We start from the raw sequence: 22451 nt of genomic DNA, 5'->3' as shown, positions 1-22451 counted from the left end.
AGAGCTTGCGGAGACGGACGGTACGGCTGGTGCGGGTGAAGGCGGTGATACGGATGGGACTCTCCAAACGCTGGACATCAGGGCGGCCGGCCGACGTGCGGTCCGACGGGGCGGAGAGACTCTCCGCATGTGGCCCCGGCACGGTCGGACGGGCGGGAACGCCCTGTCCGGCTCACGTGGTTCCCGGGACGTCAGCCATGGTTAGGGGCGGTTGTGGCAGGGCGCAAGAATGTGACCTACTACCCCACTTAAGAGAAATGACCGGAAGGTCGCTTTCGGGTCCGTGTTCCGGCGCATCGGGTACGCCGTGTCCACTACCGCCCTTAGGAAGTGATCTGGCCCCTATGCGCGGCATCACAGCGGAGGGGGTCTCCCGGGGTGCCGGAATCACCCTGAGCGGGCAGACTTCACGCTCCGTGCGCGGCGTCAGCGGAGCGAGCGGGCCCGTGTTCTCCTGCCGTGACCGACCGGCCGGACCGGTGGCCCTCAGGCCGCGCCGGGACGAACCGGCGGGACCGGGCGCGCCCAGGCGGCGTCAGGACGAACCGGCGGGACCGACGGCCCGGACCGCGTCCTGACGAACCGGCGGGACCTACCGCGTCGGCGAGCACGTAACGGCGTCCTGCGGCGCTAGCGTGACCCCTGTACGCGCGCGTCCGTCATGGCGCCTGCCGCCGCCGGGCAGGGGCGGGCCGGTCGCCACGGTCACCCTTCGAACAGGAGCCGCTTCATCGTGAGTGCAGCCGTCACCGTCCTGGGCACCGGAATCATGGGCAGCGGCATGGCGCGCAGCCTGCTGCGTGCGGGACTCGACGTGACCGTGTGGAACCGCAGCGCGGGCAAGGCCCTGGCCCTGGCCGAGGAGGGCGCGCGGGCGGCGGCCGCACCGGCCGAGGCGGTGGCCGGCGCCGACGTGGTGATCACGATGCTCTTCGACGCGGAGTCCGTCGCCTCTGTCGTCTCCGACGCCCTCGACGGCTTCCCCGCCGACGCGGTGTGGCTGCAGACGAGCACGGTCGGGGTCACGGGCGCGCAGGAACTCGCCGCGCTGGCCTCGCGCGGCGGGATCCGTATGCTCGACGCGCCGGTGCTCGGCACCAAGGCCCCCGCCGAGAACGGGCAGTTGACCGTGCTGGCCTCGGGTGCGCGGGAACTGCGCCCCCACGTCGAGCCGGTGCTGCGGGCGATCGGCGGCCGCACCCAGTGGGTGAGCGACACCCTCGGCGACGCCAGCAGGCTCAAACTGGCCGTCAACGCCTGGGTGGCCACCGTGGTCGCCGGTGTGGCGCAGTCACTGTCCCTGACACGGCAACTGGGCCTGGACCCTCAGCAGTTCCTCGACGCGGTCGCCGGATCCGCACTCGACGCCCCCTATGTCCGGCTCAAGGGCTCAGCCATGATCGCCGAGGACTACACGCCGTCCTTCGAGATCGGCAACCTCCTCAAGGACCTCGATCTCGTCCGGGCCGCCATGGCCGGCTCGGGCACCGACAGCACCCTGACGGACGCCGTGCGTGCCCGCTTCGCAGCGGCTTCCACGCGGGGGCACACGGCTTCCGACATGGCCGCGGTCATCACCGCGTACTAGAAGCAGGGCTTGTTCGGTCGACCAAGCCCATGGCCGGGTGGCGAGGTCCGAAGACTACAAGGTGAGGCCGCGGTCGAGAGCGGTATCCGTACACGCCCCAGCTCCGGCTCGGACACTGACCGTGCGGAGTCAGCGGCGCCGTCCCTGCCGCTTGGGCGGGGGCGGCGGAATGTCCACCGGCTGTGGGGTCAGGTACCAGGAGCCGCTGCCGGAGCCTTCATGCACGGTCACGAAGCCGGGACGGGGCAGACGCAGTGTGGAGCGCCCGTCTCCTGCGCCGGTCACGAGGTCGCTGAGCCAGCCGTGCGGGATGCCGGGGGCACCCTTGGGCCATGCGGGGGGACGGCAGTCGCAGGCTTCCCAGGTACGCAGGCACTCGCACAGGTAACGGACGCTCCAGTCGGTGTCGGTGTCGGTCCGGAACTGGACGGTGAGCAGCGCCGGGCCGCCGTTGTGGCGGAGTACTTCGTCACCGTGGCCGCGGTGTTCGGAGGTGAGCGTGGTCGCGGCCGACAGCGGGAGGAGGCGAGTTGACCAGTGGATGTCGTCGCCCCAGCCGGTGGTGGTGATGCGCAGATGGGTGGCGTCCGCGGGCAGGTACCGACGGCCGTGATATTCACCGATGCTCGACATCAGAGTGCGGCCGGTGTGGGTCACATCCTCGGTGCGCGTCATGGTCTGAAGCCGGAAGCTGCCCTCGCCGGTGACATCGGCCTCCAGCAGGGCGGGGCGGCCGGGCTCGGGGCGATCGATGAGCACCTCGATCGCCCCGTCGCCGGAACCGGTCGACACATGGCGTTCACCGGTGCCGGTGAGCGCTCGCGATCGGCTGGGGCCGGCGGCAGCCGGCGGGAGGGCGTCGATCGGGACCGGGCGACCATGACGCCGGGCGTCGAGACGGATCATGGCGGCGCGGCCGTCGCGCAGGGCCGCCAGTGCGTCGGTTTCCGTACGCGCCGCACTGGCCCGGCCGTACGCCTCCAGCATCGCCCGGTACTCCTTCAGGACGGCCGGGGTGGCGTCGGAGCTGCTGGCATCGAACTCCGAGGCGGCCACTTCCTCCCCGAAGGCGGTCACCGACTCCTGTACCGCCGCGGGTATTTCCCCGGCAGAATGCGTTCCTGTGGATGGCCTGCGTCGACGCAACATCGGGTAGAGCCCGCCCACCCCCAGACCCAACAGAAAGCTCACCACGTAACCGAGCATGCCCGGCATCCTCGCACAGGCGGTGATCCCGGAGCGGGCCGACCAGCAGGCCGACCGGGAGCGGCGCGGACAGGCCGGCGGCAGACCGCTCGTCGAACGCGTCCGTGCGGGCCGCCCGGTCGCGCATGTCACCCAAGTCGCCGCCGAAACGGGCGTTTCCCGCGTCACGGCCCGCACGTCGGTGGGGGCAGGTCCGCCACCGCGGCGGCGAAGCGCGCCACGAGCGCCGCGACCGCGGCACGCAGTTCCGCCCCGCCCTCGACGCGGAAGGGCAACGGGATCCTCGCCAGCCATTCCTGCGCGTACATGTCCGGGTTGCGGGTGCTGCCGACCAGCACGCACCCGTCGCCCAAGGGCTCGAGGCGTCCCATGGGCGGCCGGATCCAGGGGACCACCTCGGCCGGCGGGGCGTCGAACACCACGCGGGTGGCGAACTCCCATCCGAGGCCGAGGTTCTCCTCCAGCACCGCCACCGGATCGAGGCCCTTGGGCGGCTCGAACCCGTGCCCGGTCTGCCGGACCGTGCGGACCCGGTCGACCCGGTAGGTGCGGACCGCGTCCGAACGATGCGAGTGGCACAGCAGGTACCAGCGCCCGTAGCGGACGACGATGGACCAGGGATCCACTTCCGTCTCCCACTCGTCGCCTGCCGCGCTGCGGTACGTGACCAGCACGCGGCGCCGGGCCGCGACGGCGTCGACGAGATCGCTGGTGACGGCCGGGTCCGGGCGGGCCGAGTACGGGTCCGGTGCGGCCGCCGCGTACCTCCGCAGCGTCGCCGCCTGTTGGCCGACGCTCTCCGGCAGCGCCTTGACGACCTTGCCCAGCGCGGTGCCGACCAGGTCGTCGGTGTCGGCCGCGGCCGGCTGGCCGCTGAGCACCGCCATCACCAGACCGAGCGCCTCGGACTGCGTGAAATGCACAGGTGGCAGCCTCGTCCCTCGGCCCAGCCGGTACCCGCCGTGCGGCCCACGGGCCGACTCCACCGGGATGCCGGCCTCGCGGAGGATCCCGACGTACCGCCGCGCGGCGCGCTCCGTGACGCCGAGCCGCTCGGCGAGTTCGTCGGCCGTCGTACCGGGGCGCGTCCGGAGGATCTCCAGGGCGCGCAGCGCTCGCGCGGTGGGGCTGAGATCGTTCGGCACGCAAGCAGGCTAATCCGGTGGGCCGAGCACCACGGCCGAGGGGTCCGGGCGCCTCGCCCCATGGCCTGCCCGGGTCCGGTGCGGATCGGGGGGCGTCACCGGATCGCACGACCGCGCTCAGCCCTCCCGGGATACCGGCAGTGGATCGTCCGGATCTCCGCCTACGGTGACATCCGCGAAGCAGAGAGAGGGGAAGCAAGCATGGACATCCTGCTCATCGGCGGCCTGTGGCTGCAGGGATCGGTGTGGGGTCGCGTGGCGTCCGAGCTGGAGGCGGCAGGCCATCGCCCCGTGCCGCTCACGCTTCCGGGTCAGGGGGACGGCGCCGTGTCCGCCACGCTCGACGACCAGCTCGCGGCGGTGCTCGCCGCGGTGGACGCGGCGCCCGGCAGGCCCATGGTGGTGGGGCATTCCGCCGCCGCCACGCTGGCCTGGCTGGCCGCCGACCGGCGGCCGGAGCGGCCGGCCAAGGTCGCCCTCGTCGGCGGCTTCCCGTCCGCCGACGGTCAGCCGTACGCCGACTTCTTCGAAGTGCGGGACGGCGTCATGCCCTTCCCGGGCTGGGGCTCCTTCGAAGGGCCGGACGCCGCCGACCTCGACGACGAGGCCAGGCGGCAACTGGCGGCCGGCGCGATCCCCGCGCCCGCGGACGTCGTCAAGGGCGTGGTGCGGCTGACGGACGAACGGCGGTTCGACGTCCCGGTCCTGGTCGTATGTCCGGAGTTCACGCCCGCGCAGGCGCAGGAGTGGATCGAGGCCGGCGACGTCCCGGAACTCGCCCGGGCCGAGCACGTCGACTTCGCCGACATCGACTCGGGCCACTGGCCCATGATCACCAGGCCGACGGAGCTTGCCCGGATCCTGGCTGCGGCTGCGGCGGCTTCCGACACGACCTGACGGGCGAGTGCCGGCCACAGGCAAAGCTCCGGGGGTGCCGGCTCGGTCCACGTCCGTCCGGAACCCCGGGGCGTGCCCGGCCGCCCGGGGCCCGCTACTCGAAGCGGGAGGGGTCGCCGGCGCCCCGGCGTACGATCTCCGGCTCGGCTCCGGAGAAGTCGATGACCGTGGTGGGTTCGGTCCCGCAGTCGCCGGAGTCGACCACCGCGTCCACGACATGGTCGAGCCGTTCCTTGATCTCCCAGCCCTGGGTCATCGGCTCGTCCTCGTCGGGCATCAGCAGGGTGCTGGAGAGCAGCGGCTCCCCGAGCTCGGCGACCAGGGCCTGGGCGACGACATGGTCGGGGATGCGTACGCCCACCGTCTTCTTCTTGGGATGCAGCAGTTGGCGGGGCACCTCCTTCGTCGCCGGGAGGATGAAGGTGTAACTGCCGGGCGTCGCCGCCTTGATCGCGCGGAACACGTCGTTGTCGACCTGCACGAACTGCCCCAGCTGCGCGAAGTTCTGGCACACGAGGGTGAAGTGGTGGCGGTCGTCCAGATTCCGGATCGACCGGATCCGGCCGATGCCGTCACGACTGCCCAGCCTGCACCCGAGTGCGAAGCAGGAGTCCGTCGGGTACGCGACCAGCGCCCCCGACCGGATGCTGTCGGCCACAGTGCTGATGGTGCGCCGCTGAGGATTCTCGGGGTGCACGTCGAAATACTTCGCCATTTCGCCGAGTCTAGGCCGTCGAGCACGGCCGCTCCGCCTTCTGCCCCCGTCGGCGGCACCGACCGGAAGCCGGGGCTCCGCGACGCGCCCCTCTCCGGGCGCGGCTCCCCGCGCCCCGGCGGGGACGTCACCCGCGGCGGACCGGGCCGCGTGTCCCCTGTTCGGAGCAGCGCCGTCCCGTTCTGGCCGGGCGCGACCGTGCCGCCGGTGATTGCCTGGCGGGAGGAACCGCAGAGCAAGGAGCGATCGTGACATCCGAAACCCCCGACTACACCGTGCCGGGCATGTCGACGAAGGACGGCGCAGCGATCATCAAGATGCTGCAGACGCGTCTGCACGCACTCAACGACCTGGCCCTCACCCTCAAGCACATCCACTGGAACGTGGTGGGACCCCATTTCATCGCCGTGCACGAGATGATCGACCCCCAGGTCGACCAGGTCCGGGAGATGATCGACGACCTCGCGGAGCGCATCTCCACGCTCGGCGGCGAGCCGAAGGGCACGCCCGGCGCGCTCGTTGCGGAACGTTCGTGGGACGACTACTCGATCGGCCGGGCGGAGTCCATCGCACACCTCGGTGCCCTCGACATGGTGTACACGTCGATCATCGAGGAGCACCGCGCCGCGATGAAGGCGACCGACGAATCCGACCCGGTCACACAGGACATGCTCATCGAGCAGCTGCGCGGGCTGGAGCTGTTCCAGTGGTTCGTCCGCGCCCACCTCGAGAGCGGCGGCGGGCGGTTGAGCACCGCCGACGCCCACACCGAACGGAAGGCCGCCCAGCAAGCCGCCGAGGAGGCGCGGGGACGCCCCTGACGGCCGGCCGCGTCCCGGCGTGGCGCGGCCGCAAGGACCGGTCCGCCTTCGCGGTCGGCGCGCTCCGCTCAGGAGCCGGCGCGGATCCCGGAGGCGGACCTGCTGTGCGGCTGCGTGCCGCATCCGGCCGTGGCACCGGACGCCGGGCACCCGGCTGTCGCGCCCGTCATGGCATCGGCTGTCGTGCGGCCTCCGCCGGGGCGGTGCACGAGTCCGCCGCGGGCGGCTTCCGGGCAAGGGGACCACCGCTCGCGTACAGGGCGCTCGCGGGCACGGTCTCCACGATGCGGGCGTTGTCCATGACCGCCACGCGATGGGCGAAGTGACGTACGAGGGGCAGGTCGTGGCAGATGAAGAGATACGCGAGCCCCAGCCGTTCCTGAAGACCGGTGAGCAGGTTCAGGACGCCGGCCCGGACGGAGGGATCGAGGGCCGACACCGGCTCGTCCAGGACAAGCAGGCGCGGCTCGCTCGCCAGGGCCCGCGCGATGCCGACACGCTGGCACTGGCCTCCGGACAGCTCGTGGGGCAGCCGTTCCCCGAGCCGCGGGTCCAGTTGAACCGTCTCCAGCAGTTCGGCCACCCGCCGGGGACCTGACGCGGGATCCCACCGTCCCTGCACCCGCAGAGGTTCGGCCACGGCCTCCCGTACGGGAAGGCGCGGGCTCAGCGAGCCGTACGGGTCCTGGAAGACCGGCTGGACCGACGGGCGCAGCGGTCGGAGCGCCTTTTCGTCCAGGGCGGTCAACTCGCGGCCGTAGAACCGGACTCGGCCACCGTCCGGACGGCGCAGCATGAGCACCGCGGCCGCCGTGCTGGACTTGCCGGAGCCCGACGCGCCGATCAGGGCCAGGGTCTCCCCCGCGGCCACGTCGAAGGAGACACGGTCGACCGCGAGGACGGGCGCGGAGCGCCTCCCGTGTCCCGGGTAGCGCACGGTGAGGTCCCGTACGCTCAACAAGGCGTTCATGCGGCACCGTTCAGGGGGAAGAGGTCGCGGGCGGAGGCCGGTACGTCGGGCCAGCGGTGGCAGGACACCAGGTGTCCCGCGTCGTCCGTCGCCATGGGTTCCGGTTCGTGCGTGCGGCACGGTTCGCCGGCCAGTGGGCAGCGCGGCGCGAAGACGCATCCGGCGAGCCGGGACAGCTCGGACGACGAGGGCGGGGCGCCGCCGATGGACGGGAGCCGCCGGTCGGTGACCGGCCGGTCGGGCGGCAGGGAGGCGAGCAGCCCGGCGGTGTACGGGTTCCGCGGGCGCGTGAGCACCTGTTCCGCCGTGCCCGACTCCATGGGGCTCCCCGCGTACATGACCAGGATCCGGTCGGCGTGCCGGGCGACCGCTCCCAGGTCGTGGGTGACGAGTACGAGTGCCGCGCCGGTCGTCTCACGCAGCGACGCCAGGACACCGAGGACCTGTTCCTGTACGGCCGGGTCGAGCGCGGTTGTCGGCTCGTCGGCGACGACGAGCTCCGGCTCGTTGACCGTCGCCATCGCGATGACGACACGCTGGCGCATGCCGCCGGAGAACTCGTGGGGGTACGCCGAAGCCCGCCCGGCCGCGTCGGCGATGCCCACCCGGTCCAGCGCGGCCACCGCGGCGGCCCGCGCCTGCCGGCGGCCGAGGCCGCTCACCGAGCGTACGGCGGCGGCCAGTTGGTCGCCGACGGTGTGTACGGGGCTGAGCACAGAGAGCGCGTCCTGCGGCACGAGGGCGATGCGCCGGCCCCAGAGCCCGGCGTACGACGACCGTGGCGCGCCGAGGAGTTCCTGGTCCCACAGGCGGACACTGCCGCTGGTCGCCGCACCGTGGGGTGCCATGCCGAGGAGGACGCGCGCGGTCAGGGACTTCCCTGCCCCCGACTCGCCGACGAGGGCCAGCGACTCTCCCTCACGGACGTCGAACGACAGACCGCGTACCGCGGCCACTTCCGCCTCCCGGCCGCCGGCGGGGAAGCCCACGCGCAGATCACGCACGGACAGCAGCGTGGCACGGCCGCTCATGCCGCCACCCCCGCCCGTACGGTCCCGGCGCGGCGTCCGGGCGCCGTCACGGAGGAGAGCGAGACGGCGAAGCCGGCCAGCAGGGCCAGGGCGGCCGCCGGGGCGAGGGCCGCCCAGGGCGCCCGCTCGACGTAGGCCCTCGACTCGTCGAGGAGCAGGCCCCACTCGGGGGCGGGCGGCTGGGCGCCGAGGCCCAGGAAGCCGAGCGAGGCGAGCGCCAGGGCGATGCCGGGCAGACGCAGCAGTGCGTGCCGGCCCACGGGTCCGGCGACGGCAGGCAGGATGTGCCGGGTCAGGATCCACCACGGGGTCGATCCGATCGCCTTCTGGGCGGTGAGGAATCCGGCTGCCCGGGTCTCCTGCACGAGGGCGGAGGCGTGCGCGGCCAGCGGGGGCCAGGAGATCAGCGCGACGGCGACCGAGGCCCCGGCGGTGCCCGGGCCGAGGGCCGCGGCGACGAGGATGCCGACGATGACGGGCGGCAGGGCGTTGGCGATGTCGGCCGCACCGGCGGAATGGGACGGCAGGAAGCCGACGGCGAGGGCGAAGAGACAGCTGATCAGGCATACCGCCAGCGCCACGCCCACGGTCGCGGCGGCTCCGTGTCCGAGTCGCGCGAGCACGTCCCGGCCGAGGCCGTCCGTGCCGAGCGGGTGCGCCCAGGACGGGGCGGACAGGCGGGCGGTGACGTCGACGGTGAACGGATCGCGCAGCAGACCCCATCCCGTACCCGCCGTCAGCAGCCCGGCGAGGACGACGGGCACGGTCCGCGCCGCCCTGCCCGCCGGCGCACGCGGCGGGGCGGGAAGGGCGAGGGCGGCGTCCCTCAGTCCGGGCCCGAGCAGCCGTGCGCGTACGAGGTGGGAGAGCACACCGGCCGTGAGGCCGAGGACGAGCAGCGCCAGGACCGCGCCCTGGAGCAGCGGCAGGTCCTGCGCCTTGGCGGCGCCCAGGGCCGTACGGCCGATGCCGGGCACCGCGAAGACGGTTTCCACGGCGACCGCGCCCCCGGTCAGCCCCACGCCGACCAGGCCGAACTGCGGCACGATCGCCGGCATGGACCGGCGCAGCGCCGCGCACGCGATGCGCCACGGGGAGACACCCGAGGCACGCCACAGGGCGACCCAGCGCTCCTCGAAGACGGCGGGCAGGGCGTCGTCGACGAGCCGGCCGAGCAGTCCGCCGGCGGGAACGCCCATGGCCAGCGCGGGCAGCACCATGGAGGACGGCCCCTGCCAGCCGGACGTCGGCAGCAGGCCCAGCCACACGCCCAGCGCGATCAACAGGACCGTCGCCAGCAGGAATTCGGGCACGGAGGCGAGCATCGCGGCGGGTGCGCCGCCGGTGCCGCCGCGGCGCAGCGTGCCGCGCGCGCCGCGGACCACCGTCCCGGTGCACAGGGCGAGGGCCACCAGCAGCGCCACGGCCAGGGAGGCGCCCATCAGCGCCAGTGACACGCCGAGTCCCAAGAGCACGGACGGCAGCACCTCGGTGCCGGACACCCATGAGACGCCGAGGTCGCCCTGGAGGACGCCGGCCGTCCAGCGCCCGAGCAGGGTCAGCGGTCCCGCGCCGAGGCCGAGGTCGTCGCGGATCGCGGTCAACGCCTCCTCGGTCGCCACCTGTTCGGCGGACCGGGCGCGCAGCACACTGAGCGCCGCGTCCTTGCCCGACAGCCACGGCAGCAGGCCGATGGTGACGACGACGGCGGCCAGCGCGGCCGTTCGGGCTGCGGCGGTACGAACCGCGGTCGTGCGAGCGGCTGTCGTACGGCCTGCGGCGGTACGGAGCGGTGTAGTGCGTGGTGCCGTGTCGCCAGGTGCGGTGGTCTTCATTTGATGTAGGTGTCGACGGTGACCAGCAGGCGTTCGCGAGGGTCCTTGGCGGAGTCCACGACATCGGTGGCGTCGCCCTGGACGACCCTTTCGTGGAGCATCGGGATCGCGGCGTCGGTGTTGAGGACGGCGGTCTCCGCGTCGAGAACCGCCTTGCGGCGTGCCTCGCCGGAGGTCGTGCTGCCGGCCTTTTGGAGGGCCTTGTCGACGCTTGTGTCGGCGAGTTGGGAGATGTTGAAGGAGCCGTCGCTCGCAAAGTCGCTGTACATGTACGCCGCCGGGTCTCCGGAGTCCAGGACGGTGGCGCGGGACAGGATGAAGGCGTCGAACTTCCCCGCGAGGGCGTCGGACTCGATGTTCGCGTACTCGCGGATCTCCAGCTTCACCGTGAAGCCGGCCTTCCGGAGCTGCTGTTGGAGTGCGGCGGCGACCTCGGGGAGCTCCGCACGGTCGGTGAAGGTGCCGATGGTGACGGTCTTGCCCCTTGGGTCTTCGGCCTTCACGTCGCGGGTCCGGCCGGCGCGCTCCTTCGCCCAGGGGATGGCGGGCCCGAGCAGGCCCTCCGCCACGTCGGCCCGGCCCTCGTAGATGCCGTCGACCAGCGGCTTCGGGTCGATCGCGGCGCGGGCGGCGGCCCGTAGGGAGGGGTCCTTGAAGGTGCCGCGTGCCGTGTTGAGGTAGAGCGTGTTGGTGCGCGGCATGGGGACCTCCGTGATCTGGTCCTCGTCCAGCAGGGAGGCCTGCGAGACCGGCACGGACTCGACGATGTCGGCCTCGCCGCTGCGCAGCGCGGCGGCACGTGCGGTGCCGTCGGGCACGAACCTCACGTCGATTCCGGCGGCCTTCGCGGTGCCGCCCCAGTAGTTCTCGTTCCGGTCCAGCGTGGCGGCGCTGGTCCCGTTCACCTTCTTCAGGACGAACGCGCCCGTGCCCGCGCCGATCGGGTTCACCGTCCTGCCCCGGTAGGCCTTGGCGGCGAGGACGGCCAGCTGGGGGGAGGAGAGCCGCTGCGGAAGGAGCGGGTCCTCGCCGGCCGTGGTGACGGTGACGGTGTCGCCGTCGGCGGTGACGGTCAGGTCGACGCCGTCGAGGATGCGCGGTTTGGGCGCCGCCCGGGTCGCCGCGGTGAGGGAGCGGACCACGTCCTTCGCGGTGAGCTCGGTGCCGTCGTGGAAGGTCACGCCGTCTCGGACGGTGAAGGTCCACGATCTGTCGCCCGCCCGTTCCCATTTCTCCGCGAGGGCCGGGCGCGGATCGCCGTTCGCGTCGAGAACGACCAGGGTCTCCGCGGTGCTCCAGCGGGAGAGCTTGAAGGCGTCGTCGCTGAGCGGGGAGAGCCCGGAGCGCGGCGGCTGCATCATCACCACGCGGATGCGCTTGTCGCCCGAGGCGGGACCACCGGATGCGCCGGGAGCACCGGAGGCGAAGCACCCCGTCATGAGCAACGTGGAGGCGAGCGCCACGGAGACGACGGGCAGGGACTTGGGGCAGCGCATGGGGTTCATCTCCGTCGGACGGGTGACGTGTGCGACGAGGACGCTAGCAGATGATAATCATATTCAACTATTCGAGGCTCGTCCGACCTGCGACGCAGCGGGGCCGACATGCGGGCCACCCGGGGCGGCTCCACACTGGGGAATGGTCCGCCGGCATCCGAGCCGGCCCCAGGCAGAGAGTCCTTTCGCGCTTCCCTTGGGAGGCTCCATGGTCTTGCTCGCCCTGTGTGTACCGATCCTGATGATGCTGCTCCTCCTCGGAATGGAAGCGTTCGAGGACCTTGTGTCCCGGCCGTCCCCGAATCCGCGCACGAGTCCCGACGACGGCGACGAAGAGATGGAGGGCGAACAGGCGTGATGTTCCCGCTGCCCGAGCCGATCGGCGCCCTCGCCGGCCCCATGGGGCTCGGGCACCTCGCCGGACCGCGCCCGTCGCCGTGCTGCCGCACACATTGAGCCGAACCCACCCCGAGACGCTGTCGTTCCTGTCCGCCGACCGCTGCCCCACCGCCTCCGCCCACGCCTTCGCGGCGTGCGGGGGCCTCGATATGACGCCTGCCGCCGACGCCCCGCGCACCTGGGAACCGACGACCTGGTGGCCACCCGCTTCGGGACCGCGTCACCCTGGCCGGAGCCGTGCGGCTTCCGCGACGCGGCGAGCAGCCGCACGTGGGTGAACGGGGAGGGGCACCGCCGCGGTCATGTCCCCTTGCACGGAACTGAGTTGAGCGCCGACTCCTGGGCTCCCCCGGCCGCCTCTCCCGGGTCCGGTCCTCGTTCCCGACCTGGCATCTCCCCGTCGTTCCTTCCGGCCCCCTGCCCACGGCTCGCCCGCTCGGGACCGGCCGTGCCGGTGCTGCGCCGAATGTCCGCCGCTCGGCCCGCCGGGCAACTCGGTGTCCAGGAGGGCGCGGAGGTGGAGAGCGCCGCGGCGCACCGGCTCGGAGTGGCCCCTCGTGTCGTCACGGCTCCGCGCGCGGACGTCGTCGGGCGTGAGCGCCGCCCGCGCGCTGCTGAACCGGGCCCCTCCGCATCGTCGTCGGCTCCGCCGACGCGCCGGTCGGCGAAGTCGATCACGCGGTGGCCGTGACCGCCAGGGCCGGGCGCTCCCCCGACTCACCCGCTCCGCGCAGCTCGCCGGCCTCCTCGGTGCTGCCTCCGCTTCGGTGCTGCCTCCGCTCGGGCCGGCGGAGGACGAGGGGGCGGTGGTGACCGGACGGCAGGCGGGCGGTGCGCCCACGGCCGGGTCCCGTCAGGGGCGGGTGTCCACGACGACCACGAGCGGAACGGGGCCATTCGTACCGCCGGTTCATCCCTGATCCGCGGAGTCGGCGGCGCGCGGCCGGTGACCGGCGTCGGGCCCGGAGCGGTCGGGACGGCGGTGGGTACGGCCGGTGACCGCGAGCAGCACGGCCGTTGCCAGGCCCAGGACGACGGCGGTGAGGAGCTGGACCCGGTAGTCGAGGGTGGCCACCATGGCCGTTCCCGCGAGGAGGGCCAGGCCGGTGGGCGCGAAGACCAGAGTGTTCGCGGTGGCCGCGACCCGGCCCAGCAGTTCGCCGGGCGTTTCCTTCTGAACGGCCGTCAGCGCGCTGATGAGCGGCCACGGCAGGCCCAGGCCGATGAGCAGACTGCCGGCCGACACGACGGGCACGGAACCACTGGTCCGGGCCAGCACGCCGGCGGCGAAGACCACGAGCCCGATCACCGAGAGAGCGCGTGCCGGCAGGCGGCGCAGGAGTGCGCCGGCGGCCAGACCGCCGACGACGGAGCCGAGCCCTTGGACCGAGCTGAGGATGCCGGCGAACGCAGCGGCCTGATCCAGTCCGGTGTCGAGGAGCGCGAACGTGGCCGTGCTGCTGAGGCTCGATGCCGTCATGGCACAGCCGCCCGCGACCACCAGGGGGCGCAGCGTGGGATGCCGCCAGAGGTAGCGGATCCCTTCCGCGGACGCGGTGGTCCAGCTCTGCCGCGGCCGGTCCGCGGGCGCGGGTTCGCGCGCGCGGATGAGGCTGAACGCGGCTGCGCCCAGGAGGAAGGACAGCGCGTTCAGCAGGGCGACGGTGGGCCCGCCGAGAACGGTGAACAGGCCCGCGCCGATCAGGGGGCCGAGCAGACTGGTGCTCTCGATCGCCGTCCGGGCAAGGCCGTTGAAGTCCCCGCGCAGTTCGCTCGGCACGGCGGAGGCGATGAGCGCGGTCTCCGCGGCGTCCATCAGCACGGTTCCGGTGCCCACCAGGGTCAGTACGGTGAAGAGCAGCCACACGTCCCCCGGCGAACGCACGGCCACGGGGGCCGTCATGACGAGCGCCAGGACCAGACTCGTGGCGATGAGGAGGGCGCGGCGGCGCATCCGGTCGGCCAGTGTGCCGATGAACGGTCCGGCCAGGGTCGGCGCCCAGGCGCAGAACGTCACCAGGGCGGCGAGGCTGTCGGAGCCGGTGAGCTCCTTCACCCAGACCGCGGAGGCCAGAAGCATGGCCGAGTCCCCGAAGCCGGAGATGATCACTCCGGCCAGGTAGACCCGCGCGTTGCGATTCCGCAGCACGGTGAACAGGCCCACGGCCATGCCCTCTTGCCCCCTTGATGCGTGCCGCGACGTCCCGCGCGGAGCAGTCCTCCGCCGCCCTTGCCCGGATTGCGCACCCTACCCTCAACCAAATGGTTGGGGGTAGCCCTCGGCGCATTCCCTTCGGCCCCCGGAGTCCTGGCCCGACCACCGGTCACGATCGGTTGCCCGGCCGCCCGGCCCCGCCGGCTCGGCCCCGCCACCCCGGCCCCGCCTCACCGGCAGGCACTCGCCGCGTCGTCGCCGGCACTCCTTGAAATGGCCCGGCTCGCCGCCCGACCATGTGACAGGCCGAAAGCACCGCTTTGCCTACCTGGTAAGGAACCACGCCATGACCACCCCGCGCGCCTTCCCCCTGGAGCCCACCCCTGTCCATGTGACCGACGAGGTCCTCGACGACCTGCGCGCCCGCCTCACATCGACCCGTGCGCCACTGGACGAGGGGAACGGGGACTGGTCCTACGGCGTCCCGGCCGGCTATATGCGTGAGCTGGTCGCCTACTGGCGGGACGATTACGACTGGCGCAAGGCCGAGGCCGCCATCAACGCCTACGAGCACTACGAGGTGAGCGTCGCCGGTGTCCCGGTGCACTTCATGCGCAAGCCCGGCCGCGGCCCCCGCCCGATCCCGTTGATCCTCACCCACGGATGGCCGTGGACGTTCTGGCACTGGTCGAAGGTGATCGACCCGCTCGCCGACCCGGCCGCGTTCGGCGGTGACCCCGCCGACGCGTTCGACGTCATCGTGCCGTCCCTGCCCGGCTTCGGCCTTCCCGGCCCGCTCACCGGCTTTCCGGACGTCAACTTCTGGAAGGTCTCCGACCTCTGGCACACCCTGATGACCGAGACCCTGGGATACGAGAAGTACGCCGCCGGGGGCTGCGACATCGGCGGGATCGTCTCCAGCCAGCTCGGTCACAAGTACGCCGACGAGCTGTACGGCATCCACATCGGCTCCGGGCTGCCGCTCGACTTCTTCACCGGTCCCCGCGCCTGGGACTTCGCCCGGAACCGGCCCCTCACCGACGATCAGCCCGCCGACGTCCGCGCCCGCATCATCGAGCTGGACCACCGTTGGGCGCCCCACCTCGCCGTGCACATGCTCGACGGCGCCACCCTGGCCCACGCCCTGAGCGACTCACCGGCCGGACTGCTCGCCTGGCTGCTGGAGCGCTGGAACGCCTGGAGCGACAACGGCGGCGACCTCGAGTCCGTCTTCACCAAGGACGACCTGCTCACCCACGCCACGATCTACTGGGTGAACAACTCCATCGCCACGTCGATGCGTTACTACGCCAACGCCAACCGCTACCCCTGGGAGCCCGCCCACGACCGCACCCCGGTCGTGCAGGCCCCGGTCGGCCTCACCTTCGTCACGTACGAGAACCCGCCCGGCATCCACACCGCCGACGAGCGCGTCCGGGCATTCAAGAACGGCCCGCAGGCCGACTGGTTCAACCACGTCAACGTCAACGCCCACGACCACGGCGGCCACTTCATCCCCTGGGAGAACCCCGACGCCTGGGTGAGCGACCTGCGCCGCACCTTCCGCGGTCGCAGGCCCTGAGCGGCCCCGCCGGCCCGTCCGGCGACGGGCCGGGCGAACGTTGCCCGGCGGGGGGATGCGCGTCGGCCAACGACGCGCACCGCCCGCCACGGCGGCCGGGACCTTCACGCGGTCGACGGCATCCACCGGTCCCGGGACGGCTCAGTCGCCGCCGCCCCCGCCACCGCCGCACGAGGAGCCGCCGCCGCAGGAGAAGCCGCCCCCGCAGCCGTGGCCACCGCCGTCACCGCCGCCGCGACGGCCGCCGCGGCGCCGGGTCTTCTTCTTGCCACCCGCCCCGACGAGCAGGATCACGATCACCGCGAAGCCCGCGATGAGCAGGAAGTCGGTCATGTCGTCCCCCGTGTTTCTGTGTCACGCGTGTCTGTGCCACGTGTGTCTGTGTCACGCGTGCGTGTCGCGTCGCGTGTGCGAGGACGATGCCCCTGGTGATCGGCGCCCCAACCGGAGTTGAGCAAATCCAGAGCTTCGACCGCGCGGACGTCCACTGCTGCGCCAAGGTCGCCAACGACCGGGACGGGAACGGCTTCATCACCTTCCACTGATCTCCACGCCCGGTGGTCCGGCCCGACACGGCGGGCCGGACCACCGGGCACCACTCCGCTCTCGTCACCTCATGACCAGGCGGCAGACGCGGCGCGGAGCTCCCGCCGGCTTACGGAGGAGGAGGCCTTGGTGACCGCTACCGTGCCGCTTGCGCGTCTGCGAACGCTCCGTCGACGAGGACCGGAACCACCTCGCAGGCGTCCGGTTCCGTCGCGACGGCGACGTCGTCCGCATAACCCGCGTTGACGAGTTCCCGCCCGGACGCGCAGTTCGTGACGGTCGCGGCCACGTCCCCGACCCCCTCGTACGCTGCCGCGGCGGCCGTCGCTTCGGGCGCGAGCCGGTCCCTCCCGTACCGGCGCAGAGCGGCGATGACCGCTCCGGCGCCGAGGAGGTCCTCGAGCGCCGGCCTGAGGCTCCCGTCGGGCCAGTGCTCGCCCGAGGCGATCACCACCACGGGCCGCTCAACCGTTCCATAGCCTTGACCCGCGACCCATCGCCCGACCGCAGTTGCGTTCCGCAGACATCCGGCGACCACGGTGCAGCCATCGGCCGTCGCGGCGATGGTCGATCCGTTGGGTGAGGGAAGCACCAGGCGAGGAGTGGCGGGGGCACGCCGCAACGCAGCGGGCGAAAGCGACCACGGCGACGCCTCGGTGGCCGCGCTCCGGCCCACGGCCAGGGCGGCACCCACGTGATCGGCGAACACGGCAGCGGTCTCGTCACGCCAGCGGTGGGGAAAGACCCTCGTCCCGGACTCCACCGCGACCGTCACCGACGTGGTGAACGACAACACGTCGACAACGACGAGACAGGCGACCTCCTCTGCCAGGAGGGACGCGCCGACAGGGCCCCATTCGAACCGCACGCCATGGCCCGCCTGCGTGAACCAGTCATTCATGACCGACGATCATGCCAGCCCCGACATCGCGGTCCGGCACGACCGGCACGACCGGCACGACCGGCACGCCCGACGCCACCGACGCCACCGACGCCACCGACGCCACCGGCCGGAACTCCCGTACCGCAGCGAGTCGTTCCGCCGGTCCAGACATCCGCATCCGAGGTCAGTACATCGGACCCTGCCCTCAACGCCATGGTCCGGCGCGGCGCAGGCGTGATCACGGCGTGCGCTTTACTTGCCGGTGTGACCGATGCAGACCCCGTTCTGAGGGCCCTCGCCCATCCCCTGCGGCTGCGGATGCTCACGCTCATGTGGCCCGGCCCGATGTCCGCCGCGGAGCTCTCTCGTGAGCTGGACATCTCGCACGCCCTGGCCAGCGGACACCTGCGGCGTCTGGACGCCGCCGGCCTGGTCGAACTGGCCGAGGAGCGCACGCGCCGAGGCGGTCGCGAGCGCCGCTACCGCACCGTTCACGGATCACCGCTGTCCGACCAGCGCGACGGGACCCAGTTGCTGGCCGCCACCCTGGCCCACACCCTCCAGGAGCGCGCTGTGCGCCGGGCGCCGGAGAGCGAGGGGGTGACCGTCGACGCCGAACTGTGGGTGGAACGGGAGGTGTGGGAAGCGGCCAGGCGGCAGCTCGCCGGCATCGCGGCCGACCTCCACGACGCCGCACGCGCGCCGCGCACGCCGGGAACGATCCCCGTGGGCATGAGCCTGATGGCCTTTCCCTTGCAGGAGGCCCCAACTGCCGCCGCCGAGGGGGAGCCTTCATGAGCGCCGTGCGGGCCGACGCCGGACAGCAGCGCTGTTCCACGGCGGGGCGTTGGCCGGAGACGTCCGGAACCCGCAACGGATGCCGCCCGCCCGGGAGTTGAACCCACAGGCGGAAACCATCCGGGTCTGCCGGCAACGCCGTGCCGCTCGGCGAGCACCCCGCCACAGGCAGGCGGAGGTGGTGCGTCCGCTCGCGGCGGGTCGCTATTGTCATGCTCCGCCTGTCAGCCGGTTCGGAGGGTGAGCTCAGCCCGCCCGTCCGCACGGCGCACACCGCGTCCGCCCGCCCCACCACCTCACCGCGGTCCCGACAGGCCCCGACCCCGGCCCACGCACCCGGCGTGCGCCCACCTACGGACGTGAGCACCCTGACCACTGTGACCGTTCAGCTGCCGGAACCGGCCGGCCGGCGCCCGGACGACCCGCCGCCGAAGCCGCGTCTGCTCCACATGAGCCCCGGCCAGAGCGCGGAGTTCGGACGCGGCGCGCCCGGAGCGCCGCTGCCGATCCCCCTGCACGATCCCGGTGTCTCGCGCTGCGCGGGGCAGATCACCGCCGTCGAGGACTACTGGCGGCTGTCCAACTACAGCTCCGTCGCCACCTATGTCGTGGAGAACCTCGAGGGCGCCGGAGAGCACATCAAGGTCGCCCCCGGGCGGATCGGCGCGCCCGTGCCGTTCGAGCTGTCACGGGTGGTCCTGCCCTCGGTCGGGGACCCGGTGGAGTTCAAGGTGTTCGCGCCCCAGCACGCCTACGCGGACCCGGGCTGCGATCCCGCCTCCGGGGAACCGACCGCCACTCCGTTCTCGCTCAACCCCACGGCGAAGTACTTCCTGGTCCTGCTGGCCCTGTGCGAACCGCGCCTGCGATCGGCGTCGAGCGCGGCCGTTCCCGGCGTCGGCGGGGTCGTCGAGCGGCTGCGGCCGCTGCCCTCCTGCCACGACCTGACCCGGTCGGCCGTCAACTACCACATCGACTACCTCGTCACGACCAAGCTCCGGATGCGCGAGGAGCGGGACGGCCCCTCGGGGGACGGCGGCAAGCGGGAGCGGCTCGTCTCGCTCGCACTCCGCTTCGACCTGGTCCGCGAGGAACACCTGAGCATGCTCCCCCCACTCGTCAGACACTGACCGAAAGGCCCCGCCGAGGATGGAACGACCGCACACCCCTCCCCCGCTCGACATCCCCGCCGGATACCGGATCGCCGACTGGACGGTGCAGGGTTTGATCGGGTCCGGGAGTTGGGGAAGCGTTCACGCCGCCGAGCGGATCGCGGACGGGGCGCCGGCCGCCGTGAAGCTCCTGCGCACCGACCTGCTCACCCCCGGGCAGCGGGCCTCCCTGGAGGAACTGACGCGCCAGGAGGTGCGGTTCAGCGAGGAGGCCGACCACCCCAACCTGGTGCGCACCCATGCCGTGATCACGCTGCGCGACCCGGACAGGCCCGATCTGGACGGCGTGACCGCGTTGGTGATGGACCGGGCCGAACGCAGCCTCCAGGACCTCATCGCGGCCGGCCCGCCCGGGACGCCCCTGCCCGACGCCGGGCGTCTCCTCGCCGGCGTCGCCGCCGGGCTGGCCCACATGCACGCCCACGGCTGGGTGCACGCCGACCTCAAGCCGGCCAACATCCTCCTCGGGGGCGGCGACGCCGTCTGGCTCGCCGACTTCGGCCTCACCGTGGAACTCGAGGGGACGCACGCCTACATCCCTCCGATCGGCTCGCTGGACCACGTGCCGCCCGAGTGGTGGTCCGAGCGGACGGGCGTACGCGGCACGACGGTCCGTCAGACGGCCGACATCTGGGCCTTCGGCGTGGTGGCGCACCAGGTGCTGACCGGCGGTCTCCATCCCTTCCCCGGCGGTACGGCGAGGGCCCGGGCCCTCGCCGCCCAGGCGTACGCGAACGGTTCGGCGCCGTTGCGCCTGGACGATTCCCTGGAGGTGGAGTGGCGCAAGCTGATCGGCGAGTGCCTGGCCCCTGACCACGCCTCCCGCGCGGCGCTGGACGCGGCGGAGCTGTCCCGGCGCGTCCGCGCTCTGCACGCCGGCCCGCCTCGCCGCCGGCCGGTGCGCCGCCCGGCGGTGCTGCTTGCGGGCTGTGCCGTCCTGGCCGGTGCGGTCACCGCCCTGGCGCTGGTCCTGCCGCCGTCCGGCCGGGACGGCGCGGCCGGGGAACCGAAGGCGCCCGCGTCGTCCGCCGCCGTGGCCGGGGCCGTTCCCGCCGACTCGGACGTGCCCGTCGCCCTGCGGCAGACCATCACCGACGCCGCCAAGCGCTGTACGGAGGAGGAGGTCACGCCGGCGCTGCTGGCCGCCATGCTGAAGGCCGAGAGCGGCTTCGACGCCAAGGCGTCCCGGCCCGCCACCGACGAGCACGGCATAGCGATGTGGACTCCGGCGGTGTTCCGGGCCTGGGCTGTGGACGGGGACGGCGACGGTCTAAAGGACCACATGTCACCTCCGGACGCCATCGCCACCATGGCCGTGTTCACGTGCTGGCTGGACCAGCGCTTCAAGCAGAGCGGACTGCGCGAGAACCTGCCCGCCCTCATCGCCGCCGGCTATCGCACCAGCGACAAGGCCGTCATCGAGACGGGTGGTGTGCCGCAGCAGGTGCAGCCCCATGTGGACGAGGTCCTCGCGAACCTGAGGGCGTACACACGCTGACACACCGCGCCGCCGGCCGGTCCCTGACATCCGTCAGGACAGCAGCCGGTCCCGCCGACCTAACGTTCCGGTCGTCGCACACGACGGAACGGGGGGACCATGACGGGACGCAGCAGCCGCGCGGTGACGGCGGCCCTTCTCTTGTGCCTGGCCGCGCCGGTGGTGGTGTCGTGCACCGCCCCGGCCGGCCCCGCGCCGGCGGCGTCCGCGCTCCGCGAAACCACCGCCGCTGAGCGGGCAACGCTGGCGCGGGCGGAGAAGCTGCTGACGCGGGACTGCATGCGCAAGAAGGGCTTCTCCTTCTGGGTCACAGAGGAGCTGCCCAGGTCGGCGGACGAGTTGTTCCCCTACGTCGTCGACGACGAGGCCTGGGCAACCGAGAACGGCTACGGCAGAGGCATCCGGGACCGCCGGGAGGCCCTCGCCGCCCGCGACCCCAACCAGGTCTACTTCCGCGGCCTTTCGCCGGAGCGCAGGTCCGCGGCCGTGGACGCGTTGAACGGACCGGAACCGGTGGGGCTGGAGGCCCACGTCCCCGGCATGGGGAGGGTCCGGCACAGCGACCGGGGGTGCGAGGCGGAGGCGCAGCGTTCGCTCTACACCGACCTGCCCAAGTGGTACCGGGCGCGGAAGGTGACGGAGGCCCTGGACATCCAGGTGCAATCCGCGGTGGTCGCAGACCCGGGGTTCGCCGAGGCCGTCACCCGCTGGTCCGCGTGCATGCGGGCCGAGGGACACGCGTACGCCTCGCCGCCCGAGTCGCGCCGCACCTTCCTGCGCTCCGGGGCCGAAGGGGCCACGGCCACGGCCACGGAGGAGATCCGGACCGCCGTGGCAGAGGCCCGGTGCGCCGCCTCCTCCGGGCTGTCGGCCCGGACGCTCACGCTCGAACGCGTCCATCGCAAGCGGGTGAACGCACAGTACGCCACCGAGGTCGGCGACCGCAGGGTGCTCGAGAACCGGGCCCTGGGTCGTGCCCGCGACATCGTTCAAAAAGGCTGAACCACATCACGAGAGGCAAGAAGATGAAGAAAATGCGTCTGTTCGCCGCCGCTGCGGCGACCGCTCTGGCCGTGTCCCTCCCTGTCACGTCGGCCCAGGCCGCCGAAGGACCGGCCGCCGCGCCCCGGCTCGCCGCGGCGGCCGCGGACGGACAACTGCACGCTTGGGAGCACGCGTACCGCGGCGGCGACCACTGTTACTGGACGGGCTCCAGCCGCCACTGGGACGGACTGAAGGAGACTTCCCAGCCGGGCTGCGGAGGGATGCGCAACAGAGCCACCTCCCTGGAGAACCGCGGCTACGAAGGTGTCGACGCCGTGAACCTCTACTGGGACATCGACCAGGAGGGCGCGTGGGCCTGCCTGAGCCGGGGCGACATGTGGATGGACCTCGCGCTCGGGTGGGAGACGTTCAGCCACAAGAGCTGGCTCAACAGCGGCGGTTACGGCGAGAGCCTGCACGACAACATCTCCTCCCACCAGTGGGTCGAGAGCTGCTGACGGGCGGCGACGACCGCGGCCGTCCCGGTTCCTGCCGGGACGGCCGCGGTCGTTACGGCGCGACAGGCGGTGGCGTTTCCTCGCGGCGGACGCCGCGGTACCGCGCGGCAGGCGCCGTCGAACCGCACGGCGGGCGCCGTCGTACCGCAGGGCAGGCGGTGACGTACCGCACGGCGGGTGCCGTCGTGCCGCTGGGGAGGCGCCGTCGTACC

At 72.7% G+C, this 22451-nt stretch carries 19 protein-coding genes and 1 pseudogene; 10 read left to right on the top strand and 10 right to left on the bottom strand.

From position 1 onward, the window contains the following. Nucleotides 1–661 precede the first annotated feature (661 nt). Nucleotides 662–1588: an NAD(P)-dependent oxidoreductase gene (locus SPRI_RS33955; RefSeq protein ID WP_106428494.1), complete on the top strand. Its 927-nt coding sequence runs from the start codon at nucleotides 662–664 to the stop codon at nucleotides 1586–1588. A gap of 129 nt (nucleotides 1589–1717) precedes the next feature. Here SPRI_RS33955 and SPRI_RS33950 read toward each other — a convergent pair whose 3' ends face one another. Both SPRI_RS33950 and SPRI_RS33945 read right to left on the bottom strand, forming a co-directional pair. After that, nucleotides 1718–2665 carry a hypothetical protein gene (locus tag SPRI_RS33950; protein ID WP_037775488.1) on the bottom strand — a complete coding sequence of 316 codons (948 nt, stop codon included), beginning with the start codon at nucleotides 2663–2665 and terminating at the stop codon, nucleotides 1718–1720. Between the two features lie 293 nt (nucleotides 2666–2958). Further along, entirely contained in the window at nucleotides 2959–3939 is a 981-nt protein-coding gene (locus SPRI_RS33945) for a helix-turn-helix transcriptional regulator (RefSeq protein WP_053557637.1), read from the bottom strand. A 201-nt stretch (nucleotides 3940–4140) separates the two neighbouring features. Here SPRI_RS33945 and SPRI_RS33940 point away from each other — a divergent pair, with 201 nt between their 5' ends. Beyond that, nucleotides 4141–4836: an alpha/beta fold hydrolase gene (locus tag SPRI_RS33940; protein ID WP_005321165.1), complete on the top strand. Its 696-nt coding sequence runs from the start codon at nucleotides 4141–4143 to the stop codon at nucleotides 4834–4836. Nucleotides 4837–4930: 94 nt separating this feature from the next. Here the strand turns inward: SPRI_RS33940 and SPRI_RS33935 are convergent, their stop codons facing one another. Next, the gene (locus SPRI_RS33935; RefSeq protein WP_005321163.1) at nucleotides 4931–5551 is read right to left on the bottom strand and encodes an L-threonylcarbamoyladenylate synthase; all 621 of its coding nucleotides are present in this window, start codon (nucleotides 5549–5551) and stop codon (nucleotides 4931–4933) included. Between the two features lie 284 nt (nucleotides 5552–5835). Between SPRI_RS33935 and SPRI_RS33930 the strand changes: the two genes are divergently transcribed. Further along, nucleotides 5836–6372, top strand: coding sequence for a Dps family protein (locus tag SPRI_RS33930; RefSeq protein ID WP_086025679.1), 537 nt, complete (start codon nucleotides 5836–5838; stop codon nucleotides 6370–6372). 166 nt (nucleotides 6373–6538) lie between these two features. On the opposite strand, the gene SPRI_RS33925 is transcribed toward SPRI_RS33930, so the two are convergent. From SPRI_RS33925 to SPRI_RS33910, 4 genes are read right to left on the bottom strand one after another with little or no spacing between them, the layout of a single operon-like run. After that, nucleotides 6539–7342, bottom strand: coding sequence for an ATP-binding cassette domain-containing protein (locus SPRI_RS33925; protein ID WP_053557636.1), 804 nt, complete (start codon nucleotides 7340–7342; stop codon nucleotides 6539–6541). Beyond that, on the bottom strand, nucleotides 7339–8373 hold the full coding sequence (locus tag SPRI_RS33920; RefSeq protein ID WP_037775487.1) for an ABC transporter ATP-binding protein: 1035 nt from the start codon (nucleotides 8371–8373) through the stop codon (nucleotides 7339–7341). The genes SPRI_RS33925 and SPRI_RS33920 overlap by 4 nt, the downstream gene beginning before the upstream one ends. After that, complete coding sequence (locus SPRI_RS33915; RefSeq protein WP_005321156.1) at nucleotides 8370–10208, bottom strand: ABC transporter permease subunit; 1839 nt, start codon at nucleotides 10206–10208, stop codon at nucleotides 8370–8372. Before SPRI_RS33915 ends, SPRI_RS33920 begins: the two co-directional genes overlap by 4 nt. Beyond that, entirely contained in the window at nucleotides 10205–11704 is a 1500-nt protein-coding gene (locus SPRI_RS33910) for an ABC transporter substrate-binding protein (protein ID WP_037775486.1), read from the bottom strand. Before SPRI_RS33910 ends, SPRI_RS33915 begins: the two co-directional genes overlap by 4 nt. A 208-nt stretch (nucleotides 11705–11912) precedes the next feature. Between SPRI_RS33910 and SPRI_RS38645 the strand changes: the two genes are divergently transcribed. Beyond that, nucleotides 11913–12062 carry a hypothetical protein gene (locus tag SPRI_RS38645; protein WP_158685227.1) on the top strand — a complete coding sequence of 50 codons (150 nt, stop codon included), beginning with the start codon at nucleotides 11913–11915 and terminating at the stop codon, nucleotides 12060–12062. 951 nt (nucleotides 12063–13013) lie between these two features. Here SPRI_RS38645 and SPRI_RS33905 read toward each other — a convergent pair. Next, a complete protein-coding gene (locus SPRI_RS33905) occupies nucleotides 13014–14273 on the bottom strand; it encodes an MFS transporter (RefSeq protein WP_053557635.1) in 1260 nt (419 codons plus the stop codon). A gap of 331 nt (nucleotides 14274–14604) precedes the next feature. Between SPRI_RS33905 and SPRI_RS33900 the strand changes: the two genes are divergently transcribed. Further along, nucleotides 14605–15840, top strand: coding sequence for an epoxide hydrolase family protein (locus SPRI_RS33900; protein ID WP_005321152.1), 1236 nt, complete (start codon nucleotides 14605–14607; stop codon nucleotides 15838–15840). Between the two features lie 141 nt (nucleotides 15841–15981). Here SPRI_RS33900 and SPRI_RS33895 read toward each other — a convergent pair. Next, nucleotides 15982–16176, bottom strand: a pseudogene (locus tag SPRI_RS33895) (hypothetical protein); the annotation flags it as partial. A 346-nt stretch (nucleotides 16177–16522) separates the two neighbouring features. Further along, nucleotides 16523–17287 (bottom strand): 2-phosphosulfolactate phosphatase, encoded by a 765-nt coding sequence (locus SPRI_RS33890; protein ID WP_053557634.1) that lies wholly within the window; start codon nucleotides 17285–17287, stop codon nucleotides 16523–16525. A 246-nt stretch (nucleotides 17288–17533) separates the two neighbouring features. Here SPRI_RS33890 and SPRI_RS33885 point away from each other — a divergent pair, with 246 nt between their 5' ends. The 5 genes from SPRI_RS33885 to SPRI_RS33865 all read left to right on the top strand — a co-directional run bounded on the left by SPRI_RS33885 (nucleotide 17534) and on the right by SPRI_RS33865 (nucleotide 22239). Beyond that, nucleotides 17534–18067: an ArsR/SmtB family transcription factor gene (locus SPRI_RS33885; protein WP_005321149.1), complete on the top strand. Its 534-nt coding sequence runs from the start codon at nucleotides 17534–17536 to the stop codon at nucleotides 18065–18067. Between the two features lie 368 nt (nucleotides 18068–18435). Further along, entirely contained in the window at nucleotides 18436–19197 is a 762-nt protein-coding gene (locus tag SPRI_RS33880; protein ID WP_037777292.1) for a hypothetical protein, read from the top strand. Between the two features lie 19 nt (nucleotides 19198–19216). Continuing rightward, nucleotides 19217–20737 carry a serine/threonine-protein kinase gene (locus SPRI_RS33875; RefSeq protein ID WP_053557633.1) on the top strand — a complete coding sequence of 507 codons (1521 nt, stop codon included), beginning with the start codon at nucleotides 19217–19219 and terminating at the stop codon, nucleotides 20735–20737. 99 nt (nucleotides 20738–20836) lie between these two features. Next, on the top strand, nucleotides 20837–21739 hold the full coding sequence (locus tag SPRI_RS38640) for a hypothetical protein (protein ID WP_005321142.1): 903 nt from the start codon (nucleotides 20837–20839) through the stop codon (nucleotides 21737–21739). A gap of 32 nt (nucleotides 21740–21771) precedes the next feature. After that, nucleotides 21772–22239, top strand: a complete 468-nt coding sequence (locus SPRI_RS33865; RefSeq protein ID WP_050791628.1) for a hypothetical protein — start codon at nucleotides 21772–21774, stop codon at nucleotides 22237–22239. Nucleotides 22240–22451: the final 212 nt, after the last annotated feature.

Source organism: Streptomyces pristinaespiralis, assembly GCF_001278075.1.
Lineage (GTDB): Bacteria > Actinomycetota > Actinomycetes > Streptomycetales > Streptomycetaceae > Streptomyces > Streptomyces pristinaespiralis.
Note: the sequence above shows the minus strand (reverse complement) of the source record. Positions and strands in the feature narration are given on the sequence as shown.